At 51.5% G+C, this 18,001-nt stretch carries 18 protein-coding genes; 14 read left to right on the forward strand and 4 right to left on the reverse strand.

Translation table 11 applies throughout. From position 1 onward, the window contains the following. Positions 1-47: 47 nt before the first annotated feature. The 3 genes from rfbA to K5621_RS07455 all read left to right on the forward strand — a co-directional run bounded on the left by rfbA (position 48) and on the right by K5621_RS07455 (position 3,199). A complete protein-coding gene (rfbA, locus tag K5621_RS07445; RefSeq protein WP_221050825.1) occupies positions 48-923 on the forward strand; it encodes a glucose-1-phosphate thymidylyltransferase RfbA in 876 nt (291 codons plus the stop codon). Positions 924-993: 70 nt separating this feature from the next. Continuing rightward, complete coding sequence (locus K5621_RS07450) at positions 994-2,157, forward strand: nucleotide sugar dehydrogenase (RefSeq protein ID WP_221050826.1); 1,164 nt, start codon at positions 994-996, stop codon at positions 2,155-2,157. Between the two features lie 40 nt (positions 2,158-2,197). Then, positions 2,198-3,199 (forward strand): NAD-dependent epimerase, encoded by a 1,002-nt coding sequence (locus K5621_RS07455; protein WP_221050827.1) that lies wholly within the window; start codon positions 2,198-2,200, stop codon positions 3,197-3,199. Positions 3,200-3,288: 89 nt separating this feature from the next. On the opposite strand, the gene K5621_RS07460 is transcribed toward K5621_RS07455, so the two are convergent. Then, positions 3,289-3,762 (reverse strand): copper resistance protein NlpE, encoded by a 474-nt coding sequence (locus K5621_RS07460; RefSeq protein WP_221050828.1) that lies wholly within the window; start codon positions 3,760-3,762, stop codon positions 3,289-3,291. A gap of 218 nt (positions 3,763-3,980) precedes the next feature. Continuing rightward, entirely contained in the window at positions 3,981-5,810 is a 1,830-nt protein-coding gene (locus tag K5621_RS07465; protein ID WP_221051147.1) for an ABC transporter ATP-binding protein, read from the reverse strand. A 278-nt stretch (positions 5,811-6,088) separates the two neighbouring features. Between K5621_RS07465 and K5621_RS07470 the strand changes: the two genes are divergently transcribed. From K5621_RS07470 to K5621_RS07500, 7 genes are all read left to right on the forward strand, one after another. Further along, on the forward strand, positions 6,089-7,657 hold the full coding sequence (locus tag K5621_RS07470; protein WP_221050829.1) for a DNA-3-methyladenine glycosylase 2 family protein: 1,569 nt from the start codon (positions 6,089-6,091) through the stop codon (positions 7,655-7,657). Positions 7,658-7,763: 106 nt separating this feature from the next. Further along, the gene (locus K5621_RS07475; RefSeq protein WP_245003148.1) at positions 7,764-8,333 is read left to right on the forward strand and encodes a methylated-DNA--[protein]-cysteine S-methyltransferase; all 570 of its coding nucleotides are present in this window, start codon (positions 7,764-7,766) and stop codon (positions 8,331-8,333) included. A gap of 87 nt (positions 8,334-8,420) precedes the next feature. Further along, positions 8,421-8,882, forward strand: coding sequence for a dual specificity protein phosphatase family protein (locus K5621_RS07480; RefSeq protein WP_221050830.1), 462 nt, complete (start codon positions 8,421-8,423; stop codon positions 8,880-8,882). A gap of 84 nt (positions 8,883-8,966) precedes the next feature. Beyond that, a complete protein-coding gene (locus tag K5621_RS07485; protein WP_221050831.1) occupies positions 8,967-10,484 on the forward strand; it encodes a phospholipase D family protein in 1,518 nt (505 codons plus the stop codon). Between the two features lie 75 nt (positions 10,485-10,559). Next, positions 10,560-11,456 carry a chemotaxis protein CheV gene (locus K5621_RS07490; protein WP_221050832.1) on the forward strand — a complete coding sequence of 299 codons (897 nt, stop codon included), beginning with the start codon at positions 10,560-10,562 and terminating at the stop codon, positions 11,454-11,456. 143 nt (positions 11,457-11,599) lie between these two features. Beyond that, the gene (gene sstT / locus K5621_RS07495; RefSeq protein WP_221050833.1) at positions 11,600-12,820 is read left to right on the forward strand and encodes a serine/threonine transporter SstT; all 1,221 of its coding nucleotides are present in this window, start codon (positions 11,600-11,602) and stop codon (positions 12,818-12,820) included. 281 nt (positions 12,821-13,101) lie between these two features. Then, positions 13,102-13,512, forward strand: a complete 411-nt coding sequence (locus K5621_RS07500; protein ID WP_167387635.1) for a hypothetical protein — start codon at positions 13,102-13,104, stop codon at positions 13,510-13,512. Positions 13,513-13,612: 100 nt separating this feature from the next. On the opposite strand, the gene K5621_RS07505 is transcribed toward K5621_RS07500, so the two are convergent. Next, complete coding sequence (locus K5621_RS07505) at positions 13,613-14,266, reverse strand: RluA family pseudouridine synthase (RefSeq protein ID WP_221050834.1); 654 nt, start codon at positions 14,264-14,266, stop codon at positions 13,613-13,615. A gap of 99 nt (positions 14,267-14,365) precedes the next feature. Then, the gene (locus K5621_RS07510; protein WP_100142315.1) at positions 14,366-14,959 is read right to left on the reverse strand and encodes an acyl carrier protein phosphodiesterase; all 594 of its coding nucleotides are present in this window, start codon (positions 14,957-14,959) and stop codon (positions 14,366-14,368) included. Positions 14,960-15,105: 146 nt separating this feature from the next. Here K5621_RS07510 and K5621_RS07515 point away from each other — a divergent pair, with 146 nt between their 5' ends. The 4 genes from K5621_RS07515 (at position 15,106) to yajC (ending at position 17,998) form a co-directional block, all read left to right on the forward strand. Further along, the gene (locus K5621_RS07515; protein WP_156029248.1) at positions 15,106-15,267 is read left to right on the forward strand and encodes a hypothetical protein; all 162 of its coding nucleotides are present in this window, start codon (positions 15,106-15,108) and stop codon (positions 15,265-15,267) included. Between the two features lie 58 nt (positions 15,268-15,325). After that, positions 15,326-16,363, forward strand: coding sequence for a tRNA preQ1(34) S-adenosylmethionine ribosyltransferase-isomerase QueA (gene queA, locus K5621_RS07520; protein ID WP_100142316.1), 1,038 nt, complete (start codon positions 15,326-15,328; stop codon positions 16,361-16,363). Between the two features lie 149 nt (positions 16,364-16,512). Next, on the forward strand, positions 16,513-17,637 hold the full coding sequence (gene tgt / locus K5621_RS07525) for a tRNA guanosine(34) transglycosylase Tgt (protein ID WP_071476480.1): 1,125 nt from the start codon (positions 16,513-16,515) through the stop codon (positions 17,635-17,637). Positions 17,638-17,665: 28 nt separating this feature from the next. Continuing rightward, positions 17,666-17,998 (forward strand): preprotein translocase subunit YajC, encoded by a 333-nt coding sequence (gene yajC / locus K5621_RS07530; RefSeq protein ID WP_025011473.1) that lies wholly within the window; start codon positions 17,666-17,668, stop codon positions 17,996-17,998. Positions 17,999-18,001: the final 3 nt, after the last annotated feature.

The raw sequence follows: 18,001 nt of genomic DNA on the forward strand, positions 1-18,001 counted from the left end.
ACCGCAATGAGTGTGCTGGAACGGTTTCAGCAGATAAAAAGGTAGCCATGAAAGGCATTGTATTAGCAGGCGGTACAGGTAGCCGTTTGTTTCCTACTACTCGTGGGATATCCAAGCAGCTACTGCCCGTATTTGATAAGCCGATGATTTATTATCCTTTATCGGTTCTTATGTTGGCGGGTATTCGTGAAGTTCTCATCATAACCACTCCTCAGGATCGGACCGCATTTGAGCGTTTACTTGGTGATGGCAGTGCTTATGGGATTAGACTTGAGTACTTGGTTCAGCATGAGCCCCAAGGGATTGCTCAAGCGCTGATTTTGGCCGATGATTTTTTGAAGCAGCGACCTTGTTGCCTAATCCTTGGCGACAATATCTTTTACGGCCAAGGGTTCACCGGTCAGTTAAATAATGTAATGACGAAACGTGCCCGAGATATAGGCGCAACTGTTTTTGCTTGCCAAGTGAAAAATCCTCAGCGCTTTGGAGTCATTACATTTGATGATTCTGGAAAGCCTCTATCGATTGAAGAAAAACCTTTGAAGCCTAAATCTAATTGGGCGCAGACAGGTTTGTATTTTTTAGATGGAAGAGCATCAGACATTGCCAAGAGCTTGCAACCTTCTGCGCGAGGCGAGCTCGAAATAGTAGACCTTATCAATCATTACTTGATGGAAAACGTCTTGGATGTTGAGTGCTTGGGTCGAGGGTTTGCTTGGCTTGATACCGGTACCGTAGAGTCGCTCCACCAGGCTGCATGTTTTGTTCAGAGTATTCAAACATTGCAGCAAGTAAAGATTGCTTGTCTTGAGGAAATAGCTTTGCGACAGCATTGGATATCCAAAGAACAACTCAGGCAACACGCGGTATCTATGGGAAGCAATGAATATGCAGCCTATCTTTGCTCTTTACTCGATTTATGAATTCTGTCTTGTATCGGTCGTTTTTCTCCTGTGCTAAGTTAGCGTACAGCATAAGCCATTGGGGAATAAAATGAAGATAGTGGTTGTTGGTACGGGTTATGTGGGCTTGTCAAATGCGGTGTTGTTGGCACAACATAACCAGGTGTGGGCGTTGGATGTCTCCTCGGAGAGGGTGGCAATGGTCAATGCCGGGCGCTCGCCCATCGCCGATGAGCTTATTGAACAGCACTTGGTGAGCAATAAGTTGCAGTTAACTGCCACAACGGACAAAGAAGTCTATCGCGGTGCAGATTATGTCATCATTGCAACACCGACTGATTATGACCCCAAGACTAACTACTTTGATACCAGTACCGTCGATGAGGTGACGCGGGACATTATCGCTGTTAATCCGTCTGCCTGCATTGTGATTAAGTCAACCGTCCCCGTTGGTTTCACCAGAGCATTACGTGAGAAATACAACTCAGCCAATATCATATTTTCACCTGAGTTTTTGAGAGAAGGCAAAGCCTTATACGATAACCTCTATCCATCGAGGATCATTGTCGGTGAACGTTCTGAGCGGGCAGAGCACTTTGCTCATCTGCTCGCTGAAGCCGCATTAAAGGAAGATATTCCGCTACTCTTTACCGGTAGCACAGAAGCCGAAGCCATTAAGCTATTTGCCAACACTTACTTGGCCATGCGGGTGGCTTATTTCAATGAACTTGATACCTATGCTGAAACTCATGGGCTTGATACCCGCCAGATAATCGACGGTGTTTGTTTGGACCCCAGGATTGGGAATCACTACAACAATCCATCATTTGGTTATGGTGGCTATTGTCTGCCGAAAGATACCAAGCAACTGCTGGCTAACTACAACCAAGTTCCCAACAATCTGATTGCGGCCATCGTGGATGCCAATAGAACCCGTAAGGATTTTATCGCTGATTCCATCATTGCCAGAAAACCCAAAGTGGTTGGTGTATATCGGCTGATAATGAAATCAGGCTCAGATAACTTCCGCGCTTCGGCGGTACAAGGCGTGATGAAACGGATCAAGGCCAAAGGGATAGAAGTGGTGGTTTATGAGCCGGTACTTGAGGAGAATGAGTTTTTCCGCTCGCGGGTGATACGTGACTTGGCTGAGTTTAAACTGCTCTCTGATGTGATTATTTCCAATCGCATGGTCGATGAGCTAAAGGATGTTGCCGATAAAGTCTACACCCGAGATCTGTTTGGCAATGATTGATGTGACGGCGCATTACATTACTTTGGAATGAGACCAATAAATGAAATATCTGGTGACCGGCGCAGCCGGCTTTATCGGTGCCCGAGTTTGCGAACGGCTTTGTGAGGCAGGGTGCGAAGTGGTTGGTATCGATAATCTCAATGAGTACTACGATGTCAGCTTAAAACAGGCTAGGTTGCAAAAGCTGGCTGGCTTTAACCATTTCCAGTTCCAAAAGCTTGATCTTGCCGACCGGGAAGCCATGGCTGAACTCTTTGCCAAAGGTAGTTTCAAACGGGTTATCCATTTGGGGGCCCAAGCCGGCGTCCGCTATTCGATTGAAAACCCCTTTGCTTATGCAGACAGTAATCTGGTTGGCATTCTTACCGTGTTGGAAGGTTGCCGCCATCATGGCATAGAGCATTTGGTGTACGCCTCTTCCAGCTCTGTTTATGGCCTGAACAAGAAGATGCCGTTTGCGACGGCTGACTCGGTTGATCATCCTGTCTCTTTTTATGCGGCGACCAAGAAAGCCAATGAGATGATGGCTCATAGTTATGCCCATCTGTATGGCCTGCCAACGACAGGACTGAGGTTTTTCACTGTCTATGGCCCATGGGGGCGCCCGGATATGGCGCCTATGCTATTTGCCGATGCCATTACCTCTGGCAAGCCCATCAAGGTGTTTAATCAGGGGGATATGAGCCGTGACTTCACTTTTATTGATGATATTGTCGAAGGCATTATCAGGGTGGCCGATAAGGTGCCTAAGGCACAAAGTGATTGGACGGTAGAGCAGGGCTCTCCGGCAACGAGTAGCGCTCCATATCGTGTTTACAACATTGGCAATGGTAGCCCGGTTCGTTTGTTGGACTTTATCCACGAGCTTGAAGCGGCGCTCGGGCAAAAGGCCGAAAAAATCATGCTGCCTATGCAAGATGGTGATGTTCAGGCCACTTGGGCAGATACCGAAGATTTATTTAAAGCTGTGGCTTACAAACCACAAGTTGGGATCAGTGAAGGGGTGAAGGCTTTTGCTGATTGGTATAAAGCCTTTTATTGATAAAGAGCCATAGTGCACTTCAGATCTGAAGCACACTATGGCTTGACTTGGCTGTATTAGCTTAACTATGCGGCTTTACACTGTGCCAATTACTGTTCTTTATTCAACCTATAGTTATCTGCCAGGCTGCCGGTGATGCGGCTGCCTTCTCTATCCAGCATAAACAGCTGATTTTCCCCTACCAGATATTTACTGCCATCCTCCAGGGTGATTTTGCCGCCGCTGGCATCCCAGCTGAACTTGCCGCTTTCGCTGAATATGCTCTCGTCCTTACCTTGGTAGACTTGCTGCAGGCGATAGCTGTTGTCTCCTTTGAGCGTCAGCGTGGTTTTTATTCCTGAGCAATCTGCGCAGGGCAGCAGCCCTTTATAACTCCCTTCCCAGTCCAGTGCATTTTGGCTGGTATCACCCACTGGTACTTGCGCTGTTTGCTCAGTGGAGGCTGTAGCCGTTTCCGTTTGGCTGTTAGTGGCCGGAGATTGTGTCTCCTGGTCTTGGCAAGCCGTTAGGCTTAGTGCCATGCCACTTGTCATCAATAATGCAAAAACAGTCGACTTATTCATGGTTTACTCCCTTAAATAACCTAAGTTGGCCTTCAGGCTAGCACAGCGGCTTTGGCCAAAGTAAGGCCTTGGGCATCCTATCGTTACTGCGGTACAGTTCTCATTCAACCAGGTAAACAGTTTGTGTCGATAGACTAAGTCATACTGTGATCTGACTGTTTATCGCCGGTGGTTTTGCCCCAAAACAGCTTAAAGAACTGGCCGCAATAGATAGAGTGTTAATCGGCGCCAATAAAGCCACCTGTCTGGTGGGCCCACAGCTGGGCGTAAATCCCTTGGTTACGGATCAGTTCTTGATGGTTGCCTTGTTCGACGACTTTGCCCTGATCCAGCACTATCAATCTATCCATGGCGGCTATGGTTGATAGCCTGTGAGCGATAGCGATAACGGTTTTTCCTTCCATCAGTTGATAGAGGCTTTCCTGAATTGCCGCTTCCACTTCCGAGTCGAGTGCCGAGGTGGCTTCATCCAGGATCAGGATTGGCGCATCTTTCAATAGCACTCTGGCGATGGCAATACGCTGCCTTTGACCGCCGGATAATTTGACACCCCGTTCACCCACCTGGGCATCCAGCCCGGTATTTCCCGACGGATCTGTTAAAGAGGCGATAAACTCACTGGCTTGGGCCTTGATGATTGCCTGCTCCATTTCCTCTTCCGTGGCATCGGGACGACCATAAAGAATATTTTCTCTGATGGACCTGTGCAGCAAGGAGGTATCCTGAGTCACCATGCCTATCTGTGAGCGCAGCGAATCCTGGGTGACTTTACGGATATCCTGACCATCTATCAGAATTTTTCCCTTTTCCACATCATGAAAACGCATCAGCAGATTGACCAAGGTGGACTTACCGGCACCCGAACGACCCACCAGACCGACTTTTTCACCTGGCTTGATCTGCAAATCCAGCCCTTCCAGCACGCCGCTCTGTTCTCCATAGTGAAAGCTGACCTTATCGAAATCGATTTGCCCTTGCTCAACCAAAATGGCTTTGGCGTCTTCGGCATCCAGAATGCGGGTGGGTTTGGACAGGGTGCTCATACCATCGGCCACAGTCCCTATATTTTCAAACAGTGAGCTGATTTCCCACATTATCCATTGCGACATGCCGTTAAGGCGCAGCGCCAGGCTGACGGCAATCGCTATGGCGCCGACACTGATGGCACTGTCGCTCCAGAGCCAGATGGATACGGCTGCCACGCTAAAGGCCAGGAAATAGTTCAGTAGCTGCACACTGACGTTAATTCCGGTGACCAGACGCATCTGCCGGTGCACGGTATCCAGGAAGGTTTTCATGCTCGACTGCGCGTATTCGGCTTCCTGCTGGGTGTGGGAGAAGAGTTTGACCGTGGCAATATTGGTGTAGCTGTCGACGATTCGACCTGTCATGGTTGAGCGGGCATCGGCTTGCTCGGTAGACACGGCTTTCAACTTGGGCACGAAATACCACTGCAGGCCGATATAGATGGCAAGCCATGCCAACATGGGCAGCATCAAGCGCATATCGGCACTGGCGATCATCACCAACATGGAGGTGAAATACACCATTATGTAGACCAGCACGTCCAGGAGTTTCATCACGGTTTCCCGCACCGCAAGAGAGGTTTGCATCACCTTGGTGGCTATGCGGCCGGCAAAGTCGTCCTGATAGAAGGAAACACTCTGTTTCAACAAGTATTTGTGCGCCAGCCAGCGGATGGCCATCGGATAGTTGCCCAGCAGACTTTGGTAGACAATCAAGGCGTGCAGCAAGATGAGTACAGGCAAGAGCACGAGTACCAGCAAGGTCATGCCGAGTAACTTGAGTCCTTCATCCTGCAGCAGGGTTTGTGGATCCTTGTCTACCAGCCAGTCAACCAATTGGCCCATAAAGCCAAACAGCGACACTTCCAGCATGGCCAGAATCGCGGTCAATATTGACATCAATATCAGCGGTCGCTCGAAACCTTTGGTGTAGTGGCGGCAAAAAGCATAGAGCCCTTTGGGCGGCGGAGATGGATCTATATCCGGCAGTGGATCCGTCCAGTGTTCAAAGCGGGAAAACAACGTCTTTATCATGGCCTTCTCTTGGCAAACTGTTATGGGCGATTTATCTCTTGGCAAAGAATGATTCTTGCCCGGTTATGCGGGCAGACATCGGGCCTTGCGGATCTGGAGTGATTTTTATTCAAGCTGTTCCAGCATACCCAATTTTCACCGGCAGGGCAGCTATTATTCCGGATCAATAGTTTGGGTTTAGTCTCGGGGTTCAGTTCCGTTTTCCGCTGGTTTCCCCCGTGTTCGCGGGGTAATCTGCATCCAGGTTATAGACGATAGCGAAACAGATGATGACGATTTTTACCGAGCTCAGCACCGACACCTGTCGCCGAGCGAGACTCAGTCGCGATCCCAGGTTTGATGGCCGTTTCTTTATCGGGGTGAAGACGACGGGGATCTATTGCCGGCCTATCTGTCCGGCGGTGGCGCCGAAAGAGGAAAATGTCGATTACTTTTTCTCGGCCGCCGCCGCGGCAAATCACGGTTTGCGCCCCTGTTTGCGCTGTCGGCCGGAAAGCGCGCCCGGCTCCTGTGCCTGGAAAGGCACGAGAACCACGCTGGAGCGGGCGGTAACTCTAATAGAGCAGGGCGCCTTGAGCGGCGAGTCGGCGAAAGGTGTCGAGCACTTGGCACAGCGCCTCGGGATCAGCAGTCGTTATCTGCGCAAGCTGTTTGTCAAAGCGCTGGGCTTGTCTCCCAAGCAATACGCTGCGTTTCAGCAGTTGATGTTTGCCAAGCAGTTGCTGCACCAAACCCGGCTCCCTATCACGCAGGTGGCCTTGGCTGCGGGATACACGAGCATTCGCCGTTTCAACGAAGTGTTTCAGAGTCAGCTGCAGCTTACCCCGTCGGCGCTCAGACGTAGCGCTGATACGCAAATGGACGACAGTAACAGGCTGCAACTGTTTTTGAGTTACAGGCCGCCATATGCCTGGCAAGCGCTGCTTGATTTTTATCGCCTGCGGGCGGTAACAGGAATGGAGTGGTTTGAACTTGATGGCCGCCAGGGCTATGGTCGCAGCCTGTTACTCAACAGCGACAAAGGCGGGTTCAAAGCTTGGTTTTTTGCCGAGTTGCAGGCCTCGCAAAATAGAGTCGCAGTTACCCTAGCATTGGAAGAGGGCGCCGAGCTTAGCTTGTTGCCGGTATTGGTCAATCGGATAAGAAGGATATTGGATCTCGACGCTGATATGCAGCAGGTTGATCAGGTATTGCAACCTATCATACTGGCAGACTCCACCTTTGGTTGGGAGCCGGGGCTGAGGCTGCCGGCAGCAGGCTCTCTGTTTGAAGCCGGGGTGCGGGCTGTTCTGGGCCAGCAGGTTAGTGTCACCCAAGCCAGCAAACTGTTGGGGCAGTTGGTGGCAGCCAGAGGTGAAAGGCGAGTTATCGCAGGGCGCGAAATCAGCTTCTTTCCCGAGCCTGAAAGCATGTTGGCGGCGGACTTTGACGAGTTGAAAATGCCCGCAAGCAGAAAGACGGCATTGGCCGAGTTGGCGCGTTTTCAGCTTGAGCATGGTGATACCGAGCCTGAGGCTTGGCTCAGTTTGAAAGGGATTGGCCCTTGGACCATAGCCTACGCCAGAATGCGCGGGTTGTCGGATCCTGATGTGTTGCTCGGCGGCGACTTGATAATCCGTAAACGTCTGCTCACGCTGCTTGGTGAAACGGCAATCTCGACTGAGGTTAACGGGAACTTGGCTCAAATTAACCCGGATTCGGCTAAACAAGGTGCAGTTGCTCAGCATAAAGGCAATAAAAGAGCGGGCCATTACCAAGCATTACTGCAAGGTGTCACTGAAGCGGCGTCGCCCTGGGGCAGTTATCTTACTCTGCAACTTTGGCATTCGGCATAGAACCTATCAGTAGCAATGAATGAAGAGCTCTGAGATGAGTTGCAGAGGTAACAAGCATCAGGGTCAAACTCCTATTCAAAAGCCATAAAATCAAGGGGTTAATCCTATGGATACACAAGATAAACCGAGCTTGGCCGTATCGCTGAGTAAAGAGTGGCCGGCAGCAGAATTGCTGCCGGTGGCGGAGCTTATCATGGATTCGGCTGTGGGCAGGCTGTGGCTTGCTGCGGGGCCTCACGGGCTGTCACATCTGTCGGTTTTGACGGGGGATGACAGAGAGCGCCGGATCCCGCTGGCGAGCGCGAGTACGGCGCAAAAGGCGCGGGCAGAGGCGATATTGGCGCAGACCAAGAGTCAGCTCTTGGAGTATTTTGCCGGCACCAGACAGGTCTTCGAGCTGCCTTTGGCCTCCAAGGGGACACGCTTTCAACGCGCCGTTTGGCAGGCGTTGGTGGGGTTGCCCTACGGCAGTTTTACCAGTTATGGCGAGCTGGCCGTAAAGATTGATAACCCGAAAGCGGTCCGCGCTGTCGGCACTGCCAATGGCGCCAACCCGATAGCGATCATCGTGCCTTGTCACAGAGTCATAGGTAAGGATGGCAGGTTGACCGGCTATGCCTGGGGCCTCGCCATGAAACAACAACTGCTTGACTTGGAAGCCGGTCGTTGCAGTTAATCTTTTGGCATAAATCAACGAAATTCTCTATCGATTTGGGATATTCTGAAACCAAGCAAAAGTTGCGTATTACTGAGGAAAACACAGATGCAACCACTCTTTTGGTTGGAAGAGGGAGAGTTGGCAGGAAGCCGGGGGCCGGTTGATCGGACCTGGGATTTTGATGAGCTGCAGCGCTCCGGGATAGGCGCGATTCTTTCCCTAGCTGATAATGGGGCGGCCGATTGGCCTCAGTCGCCATTTGAGTTTGCCTGTATCCCTTTACCGAGCGGAGAAGCCCCATCGGATGCCGATTTACGGCGCTGCGTCGAACAGTTACCCAAGGCACTCGACTTTATCCAGCGTCAGCGCGAAGCTGGGTTAGGGGTGCTGGTACATTGCGAGTCTGGGCAAAACCGAACCTGTCTGTTGCTGGCCTACTATCTGATGGAGCATGGTGTGGCGCCGCTGCATGCGGTTGCCCGTATTCGTGCGGTGGCCGATGCTGCATTTGGCTCCCATGGTTGGGATCAGTTTGTATTCGATGTGCTCTATGCTTTACAGGATTAGCAAACTAAAGCCGGAGGCGGGAATGCTGGATCCCGAAACGAATTAATGTTTGAATACTCTTCATTATTTCGAAGAATATTCAGAATGTTGCCACAGTTTGGAATACTGTTGATCCTCTTGTCCTTGCTGAGTGCTTGCAGTTCGGTGCCGACAAGGGATCCCGCTTACAGCGACTCCAGCTATCTGGCAACGCCGGAGAGTTCTGTCTTGCTGGATTATCTGGAACCTCAATTGTCCGTCCACCCATCGCAGACGGGCGTGCTGCCGTTGGCCGAAGGTGTCGATGCCTTTATTGCCAGGTTGGCGCTTATCCGCAGTGCCCAGAGCAGTATCGATCTGCAGTACTACATCTATCGGGCCGATGAAACCGGTAAAACCTTGGTTTGGCAACTATTGGAAGCCGCCGAGCGTGGCGTGCGGGTAAGGTTGCTATTGGATGATACCACCAGTGCGCCGCTCGAATCCGGATTGGCGGCATTGAATCATCATCCCAATATTCAGGTTCGCCTCTATAACCCGGTCTATTCTCGCACCTTCCGTGGACTGTCCTGGTTATTTGGCTTCACGCGCTTGAACCACAGAATGCACAATAAGTCGCTGACAGTGGACAACATGGTCTCAGTAGTAGGTGGACGTAACATAGGCAATGAATACTTTTCCGCCAACGATGAACTTGAGTTCGGTGATTTTGACTTGCTCGCCATAGGCGAAGCCGTGCCGACCATCTCTGAGCAGTTTGATCTCTACTGGAATGCGCCGCTGACCATTCCGCTTGAGCAGCTGCTGCCTAAGCGGCTGACCCGGGAAAAATTGCAGCAGGCCGATGCCAAGATGCGGCAGGAGCAGCAGGCGATGCAGGATCATCCCTATTATCAACGCCTGTTGCAGAGCCAGCTGATAACCAACATGGAGCAGCAGCAACTCGATTGGTATTGGGGTGAAGCCAAGGTGTTGTTCGACCCGCCCGATAAGCTTCGCAGCGCCGAGCCTGAGAGCTGGATGCTGGCGGATATCGGTCGTTTTCTATCCCAGGTTGAGAACAACATACTGATCATCTCGCCCTATTTTGTGCCCACAGCCAAAGGGGCCGATGCGCTGGCGCAGGCGGTAGCCAATGGCATTGAGGTCACAGTCGTGACCAATAGTCTGGCAGCCACAGATGTGGTGGCCGTTCATGCTGGTTACAAGAAGTATCGTCGGCAACTGCTGGAGGCCGGTGTTCGCCTCTATGAGGTGAAGGCCGATCCCGCTCATAAGCCATCTGCCTGGCGTGGCAGTTCTCGCACCAGCCTACATGCCAAAACTTTCGTATTGGACAATGAAGAGGTGTTCGTTGGCTCGTTCAACTTTGATCCCCGCTCTGCCTGGATCAATACTGAAATGGGGATCTTATTGCACCAACCAACATTGGCGGTGCACATTCAACAGCAGCTGGGCGGGGCACTGCAGCGCAATGCTTACCGATTGGCACTGGAAGGTGATGAACTGGTGTGGCATGACGATGCCAAACAAGAGCTGTTTTATAACGAGCCTGCCGCCGGTTTCTGGCGCCGTTTCAGTGCCGATATTCTCAGCCTTTTGCCTATTGAGTCGCAATTGTGACGCACCGTAGGCCGCCATCGGTCTGAGCCTGTGTTATCCTGAACCGTTTAACTTATTGTCTGTTATGGTGTTGTTATGAAGAGTAAGGCCAATCAATCTCAGGGGTTGCTGTTGTTTAATCTGTCGGCGAGCCAACTGTTTGCCATCGGCACCTTGAAGATCCGTGAGTTGGTGCCTTATATGCCACTGAATCAACTCCCTCAATCTCACCCGGCCATTATCGGCGCGGCCAACTTCAGGGGGCATACCATCCCCGTGGTCGATATGGCCGCAGCCGTTGGTTATCGCCCGGTGACAGCCGAGGAGCGCAAGAGTTGCTTTATCATCATCACAGATTGCCAGCGGATGGAGATAGGTTTTCTGGTGCGCGGTATCGACAAGATCCTCGAATGTAACTGGCGGGAAATTGAGTCGCCACCGGATAACCTGGGGCGCAATGCCTATTTGACCGGAGTCACTCGTTATGGCGACAAACTGGTGCAGTTATTGGATGTCGAGCTGCTACTGTCGAAGATTTTCCCGATCGCGGCTCAGCGCGCCGCAATATTGACCGATGTGCAGCGGGAGAGGTTAAAGCTGCTGCGGATCTTGTTGGTGGACGACTCCAAGGTAGCCAGAAAGCAACTGTCCGATGCGCTGGACTCGATAAATATCCCCTATGAAGTCACTTCCAATGGTGCCCAAGCTTTGGCCATCATGGAAAAGGCCGCCGCCGAACACCGTCCGGTGGACATCCTGGTGAGTGATATTGAAATGCCGGGTCTGGACGGTTATGAACTCGCCTTTGAAGTAAGAGACAAACCGGCACTCGCCGGCGCTTACATTATTCTGCACACCTCGCTTTCCAGTGAGATCAGTGTCAGCCAGGCACATCAGGTAGGGGCCAACGAAGCCCTCACCAAGTTTGATGCCCACGAGCTTATCGATGCCATGCTCAGAGGCGCGCAAATTGCACAAGATGGTAAAAAATGACATCGCTGTTGCCAGAATGCATGCACAGGGTTATCCGGGCAACACAAATTGGCTTCAAAGCTAGACATTAGCGACTTCATCCGCTAAAAACGTATCTCTCCTGTGGCGCTGGTGCCGGGAAGATAATAAATACAGGTCAGGCAATGAACCAAATTTCTTTACTTTTGGCCCGATTGGCCAAAGGCAGTCTAGTGCTGCAAATCCTCATGGGGATTATCGCGGGTATGGGGCTCGCATACTTTGCTCCGGAGTGGGCAAAGAGTGTTTCTTTTCTTGGAGATCTTTTTGTCGGTGCGTTGAAGGCAATCGCACCGGTGTTGGTGTTTTTGCTGGTGGCAGCATCGATTGCCAATCAGAAGAAAAATACCAAGAGCAATATGCGGCCAATTATCGGCCTGTATCTGTTCGGTACTTTTGCCTCGGCACTCACGGCCGTGGTGATGAGTTTTCTGTTTCCCACTACCCTCAAACTCAGGGCGCCGGAGCAGTTGTTAACGCCGCCTCAAGGTATTCTGGAAGTCCTCAATACCCTGTTGTTCAAGCTGGTGGATAATCCGGTCAATGCCCTGATGGAAGGCAACTATATCGGTATTCTGGCTTGGGGTATCGGCCTTGGATTGGCGCTGCACCATTCCAGTGACTCGACCAAACAAGTATTTGCCGATGTCAGCCACGGCATCTCGCATATGGTGCGCTTTATTATCCGCTTGGCGCCGATAGGCATTTTCGGTCTGGTGGCCGTGACCTTTGCCGAGAACGGTTTTGAAGAAGTGTACAACTATGCACGCCTGCTCGGTGTCTTGTTGGGTTGTATGGCGTTTATTGCCCTGGTGGTGAATCCACTCTTGGTGTTTTACAAGACGCGCAGTAATCCTTATCCCTTGGTATTCACTTGTCTCAGAGAGAGTGGTGTTACCGCCTTCTTTACCCGCTCGAGTGCCGCCAATATTCCGGTGAATATGGCCTTGTGCGAGCGCCTCAATCTTAATAAGGATACCTATTCGGTCTCTATTCCCTTGGGGGCGACCATCAATATGGGCGGCGCTGCTATTACTATCACGGTATTGACTCTGGCGGCGGTACATACCACTGGGACCAGTGTCGACTTGCCAACGGCGTTATTACTCAGCGTGGTTGCCGCTATTTCCGCCTGTGGTGCCTCAGGGGTAGCCGGTGGTTCACTGTTGCTGATCCCTCTGGCTTGCAGCCTGTTTGGTATCAGTGATGATATTGCCATTCAGGTAGTGGCCGTGGGTTTTGTTATCGGGGTCATTCAAGATGCGGCCGAAACGGCGTTGAACTCCTCCACCGATGTGTTGTTTACCGCGGCTGCCTGTCAGGCAGAAGAGCGTAAGCTTAGCTAAAAATGATATTGGCAAGAATGGGGCGGCCTTAAGGTCGCCCTTTTTTATGGACAGCTACAGACAATGTTTGGCCGTTCAAATTGTCTGCTGGAGTGATCTTGTATGAGTCTTTTCATAAATAGCTTAAAATTGCCGCAATAAGCGATCTTGATCACAATTTTATTTTCTCACTGGGCTACACTGCGCACATTTGAAAGGCCTAATTCTAACTCGTTGCTTTTTAATGGGTTGGTATCGTTTTGGCTACTTTTTTATAACTTTTGACTGGGTCAAGGGGCACTATGAGTTCTATGCTTAATGTCATGCATTTGAGTGCAGCCGAAGAGGCTGGGCTGACATGGTTTAAGGGTATGGATATGTCCGGAGTAGAAAAGCGCAAGCGTCTGCACCGACAGCATGAACAGCAACGAGAGTTTCTTGGTTGTTGGCAGGATAGCCGCCCCGGCAGTGGTGAAGAACTGACCCTGTATCGCGAGGGTGATAAGCTATTCTTGGAAACCTGGTTCAGCGATGGTTGCCACAGTGTGGATGAGATGAAGTCCAAACAGACCAATGCCGGTTTGTGTCTTGAAGATGTGGGCGGTAACCTGTTTGGCGAATTCTTTATTTTAACCGCCGAGGGCCAACTGCAATTTTGCACCGAAGGGGGCGATAGCTTCAGTCTGGAACCTAAATCTGTGATGAGTGCCTGATAGCAGCAGTCTGACTAAGTCTTGAAAAGAAAACGCCCGCTAAGCGGGCGTTTTCTTTAGCTGTTTTTTCTCAGGCTGTCTTTACCAAGCCTTGCAAGGGTCAGAAAGGTGACAGGCTGACAAAGTGCATCTCGGCGCCCGAGTAAGGGTGGCAAAATGCCAGACTCGCGGCATGCAAGCAGAGCCGCGGACGGGCGTTTTCAATCTCTCGCCCACCGTAAAAATCATCCCCTAAAATGGGATGACCGAGCGCGAGCATGTGGACTCTGAGTTGGTGAGTCCGGCCAGTTTCCGGTTGCAATGCCACCAGGCTGGAATCTTCGCGCTGCTCAAGCACCTTGTAGTGAGTGATCGCTTTTTTGCCTTGCTCCGAGACTCGCTGCAGAGGTGGATTGGCCTTATCCGCAGCCAGAGGTAAGTCAATGACACCGGCTGGCTGTTCGAGGTGTCCCGCTATTTCGGCGACATACAGCTTATCGTTTTGCCGCTCCTGAAACTGAGTCTTGAGACTGGATTCGGCGGCCTTGTTGCGAGCGAAAACCATGATCCCTGAGGTGGCACAGTCCAGCCTGTGAACCAATATGGTTTCCGGATACAGGCGTTGCAAGCGGGTGAGGGCGCAGTCATGGGTTACGGCGGCGCGCCCTGGGTTGGACAATAGCCCGGATGGCTTGTTGATGATAATAATATCGCGATCCAGATAGCGGATATCGAGCCAGGGCAGGGCCGGCGGGCGGTACTCAAAAACTTGCATGAACTCTCCTTCGTGAAGGCGCAATTCTAGCAAAGCCATTGGCCCGGCAAAAGTGGCTTTGTGGGTTCACCGAACGTGGCAGCTAGCACTTTGCCTCAATCAGAGAAATTCTACCGGGGTCTTTCTGGCCCATATCCGGCTGTAAGCCATCAATTGCGGGTAAAAGGTCCGAAAGGCGATTTCGATTTCGGTATCGAGTTTTTGCAGTGCCTGCTGGGCACCGTTGAACAGCTCAGGCTTTGATAGGCGGCGACTCACACCGGTTACAGCACTGTTGAGCCCCTGGCGGCTTTGATAACTCAACAGCCAATTCTGCTGCTCCATCACAGGTGCTAATTGGCTTAAGCCTTCGGGCAGAGATGGAGTTTGCCTCAGGCTCTCGTAGGCCTTGTTGCAAAAGGTGGCCAAGGGTTGATGATGATATTCCTCCCAATATTTGGCCAACATATGGTCAAAGGCCAAATCCATCAGCACAGGCGCCACTCTGGCAAGCGGCTTGGGAAAAGTACGCACTAACTCGCGGGTTAATTCATGGCTGTCGGTCAACTTGTCTATCTGCCTGTGGAGCCAGAGCCCCTGTTGCAGATGTTTGGGAAACTGTTGAATATTGCCTTTGGCAAAGTCGCCGGCGAGATTGGCGCCGAGAGAGGTTTGGCTGATATCGGCCAGATGCAGGTGTGCAAGGAAGTTCATATTGGCTACTGGGTGTCGAATTCGCCTTCAAGTTACCATGACAAGCTGGCAAATGAAAATAGTCTCTGGCGCCTCGATGAATGTTCTCTTTTTGTTCAGTGAAATAAGATGCTACGCTTAGCGTTCGGTGACGCAGAGGATCAAGGATGATGTGGGACTGGTTCAATAAACTTATCAACAAAACACCCCGGCCCCAGAGGCGCAGGGTCGAAGTGGACATTCCGTTCGAACAACTCGAATATCGGCGCGAGCCCTTCGATGACAACAAGCCCCTTGCCGAAACGGCAAACGAACCGCTGGAGCCTTGATCTTAACGCCTCAAGTCCCTAGACTAACCGCCGTTTCCAGCTAAGCCGAGGCCCATTCATGCGTGTAGCAGACTTTTCTTTCGATCTTCCAGAGGAACTGATCGCCAAGTTCCCTATGGAGAAACGCAGTGCGTCCAGATTACTCACTCTGGATGGTAACAGCGGGGCTCTTAGCGACTGCCGCTTCACCGAATTGTTGAACCTGGTTCAACCCGGCGATCTTATGGTATTCAACAATACCCGGGTTATTCCGGCGCGCCTGTTCGGTCAGAAGGCGACCGGCGGTAAGCTGGAAATCCTGGTGGAACGGATGCTGGATGATAAGCGGGTGCTTGCCCATGTGCGCAGTTCAAAGTCGCCGAAGGAAGGCAGTGAAATTTTACTCGATGGCGGCTTCAAAATGTTGATGCTGGCCCGTCACGACGCGCTGTTTGAACTTGAACTGGTTTCCGGTGCGAGTGTGCTCGAAGTGCTGGAGCAGGTAGGCCATATGCCATTGCCGCCTTATATCGACCGTCCCGATGAAGATGCCGACAAAGAGCGCTATCAGACAGTTTATAACCAAACTCCGGGCGCGGTTGCGGCGCCGACGGCAGGTTTGCACTTTGATGACAATATGTTGGCCGAGCTGAAAGCCAAAGGCGTGGATATTGCCTTTGTGACCCTGCATGTTGGCGCCGGTACTTTTCAGCCGGTGCGGGTCGACAACATACTGGAACATAAGATGCACTCGGAGTGGGCCGAAGTGCCGGCCGAGGTAGTGGCTAAAATCCATAACACCAAGGCGGCCGGAAAAAGGGTGATCGCGGTGGGCACAACCTCCGTGCGTTCGCTCGAGAGCGCTGCTCGCGCCAGTGAAGGCGAACTGCAGGCCTTCAAAGGGGATACCGACATTTTCATCTATCCCGGATATGAGTTTCAGGTAGTGGATGCCATGGTCACTAATTTCCACCTGCCGGAGTCGACGCTCATCATGCTGGTCAGTGCTTTTGCTGGCTTTGATGAGGTAATGAACGCCTATCGCCACGCAATTGCCGAAAAATACCGCTTTTTCAGTTATGGTGATGCCATGTTTGTGACTAAAAAAGCTCACTGAACGCTACTTTTGCTTTAAAATACCCGCCTCAATGAGCGGGTATTTTGTCTTAAGGGTGAACCTTTTGCCTTTTCGACCCTCTGTTGTTTAAACACTGCGGCCCGAGTCCGCGCAATTAAGGTCAGACTGTTTCTCTGACGAGGTAAATCATGAAATTTGAATTGGATACTACTGATGGCCGCGCGCGCCGGGGCCGATTGATTTTTGAACGAGGTACGGTAGAGACTCCGGCCTTTATGCCGGTTGGAACATACGGCACTGTGAAGGGGATGACCCCGGAAGAAGTGCGTGCCACCGGAGCCGATATTCTGCTGGGGAACACTTTCCACCTCTGGCTGCGCCCAGGTGAAGAGATCATGCGTAAGCATGGTGATCTGCACGATTTCATGAACTGGCAACGGCCGATTCTCACCGACTCGGGTGGTTTCCAGGTTTTCAGCCTAGGTGATATCCGCAAGATCACCGAAGAAGGCGTGCATTTCCGCTCGCCCATCAATGGCGAAAAGATTTTCATGGATGCCGAGAAGTCGATGCAGATCCAATATTCGCTCGGCTCGGATGTGGTGATGATTTTTGATGAGTGCACGCCGTATCCTGCCACTCACGACGAAGCCCGCAAGTCGATGCAGATGTCACTGCGCTGGGCAAAACGTTCGCGGGACGAGTTCGACCGCCTGGAAAACCCCAACTCATTGTTTGGGATTATTCAGGGCAGTGTCTATGAAGATCTGCGTGATGAAAGCCTCAAGGGCTTGTTGGAAATAGGTTTTGACGGCTATGCCGTCGGCGGCTTGGCTGTAGGGGAACCCAAGGCGGACATGCACAGAGTGCTGGAGCATGTTTGCCCGCAGATCCCCACAGACAAGCCTCGTTATTTGATGGGGGTAGGCAAACCGGAGGATCTGGTTGAAGGCGTACGTCGCGGTATCGACATGTTTGACTGTGTGATGCCAACCCGTAATGCCCGCAACGGCCACCTGTTTGTCACAGAAGGTGTTATCAAGATCCGCAACGCGCGGCATCGTGACGACACATCACCGCTGGATCCGGAGTGTGACTGCTACACCTGTAAGAACTACTCACGGGCGTATCTGTACCATCTGGACCGCTGTAATGAAATTCTCGGGGCCCGTCTCAATACCATACATAACCTGCGTTACTACCAAAGGTTAATGGAAGGTTTGCGCGGCGCCATTGAGACAGGTACATTAGACGCCTTTGTGAAGGACTTCTATGGTCGTCAAGGCCGTGAAGTACCCGAATTGGTGGATTGATTTTATTTGCTGATAAGAAGAGAAAAATATGTTTATTTCAAATGCTTATGCTAGTGCAGCCGGTGCTCCTCAGTCTGGCGGTACCATGGAATTGGTGTTCATGCTGGTGATCTTCGGTCTGATCTTCTATTTCATGATCTTCCGTCCTCAGTCCAAGCGTGTTAAAGAGCACAAAAATCTGATGGCGTCCCTGGGTAAGGGCGATGAAGTCCTGACCAGTGGTGGCATCATAGGCAAAATCGCCAAGATCAGCGATGAGAATGATTATGTTCTGCTGAGCCTGAACGACAGCACCCAGATCACCATCAAAAAAGATTATATCGCGGCGGTATTGCCAAAAGGCTCTATCCAGTCGCTATAAGCC

Source organism: Shewanella carassii (assembly GCF_019670705.1).
GTDB classification, from domain to species: Bacteria; Pseudomonadota; Gammaproteobacteria; order Enterobacterales; family Shewanellaceae; genus Shewanella; species Shewanella carassii.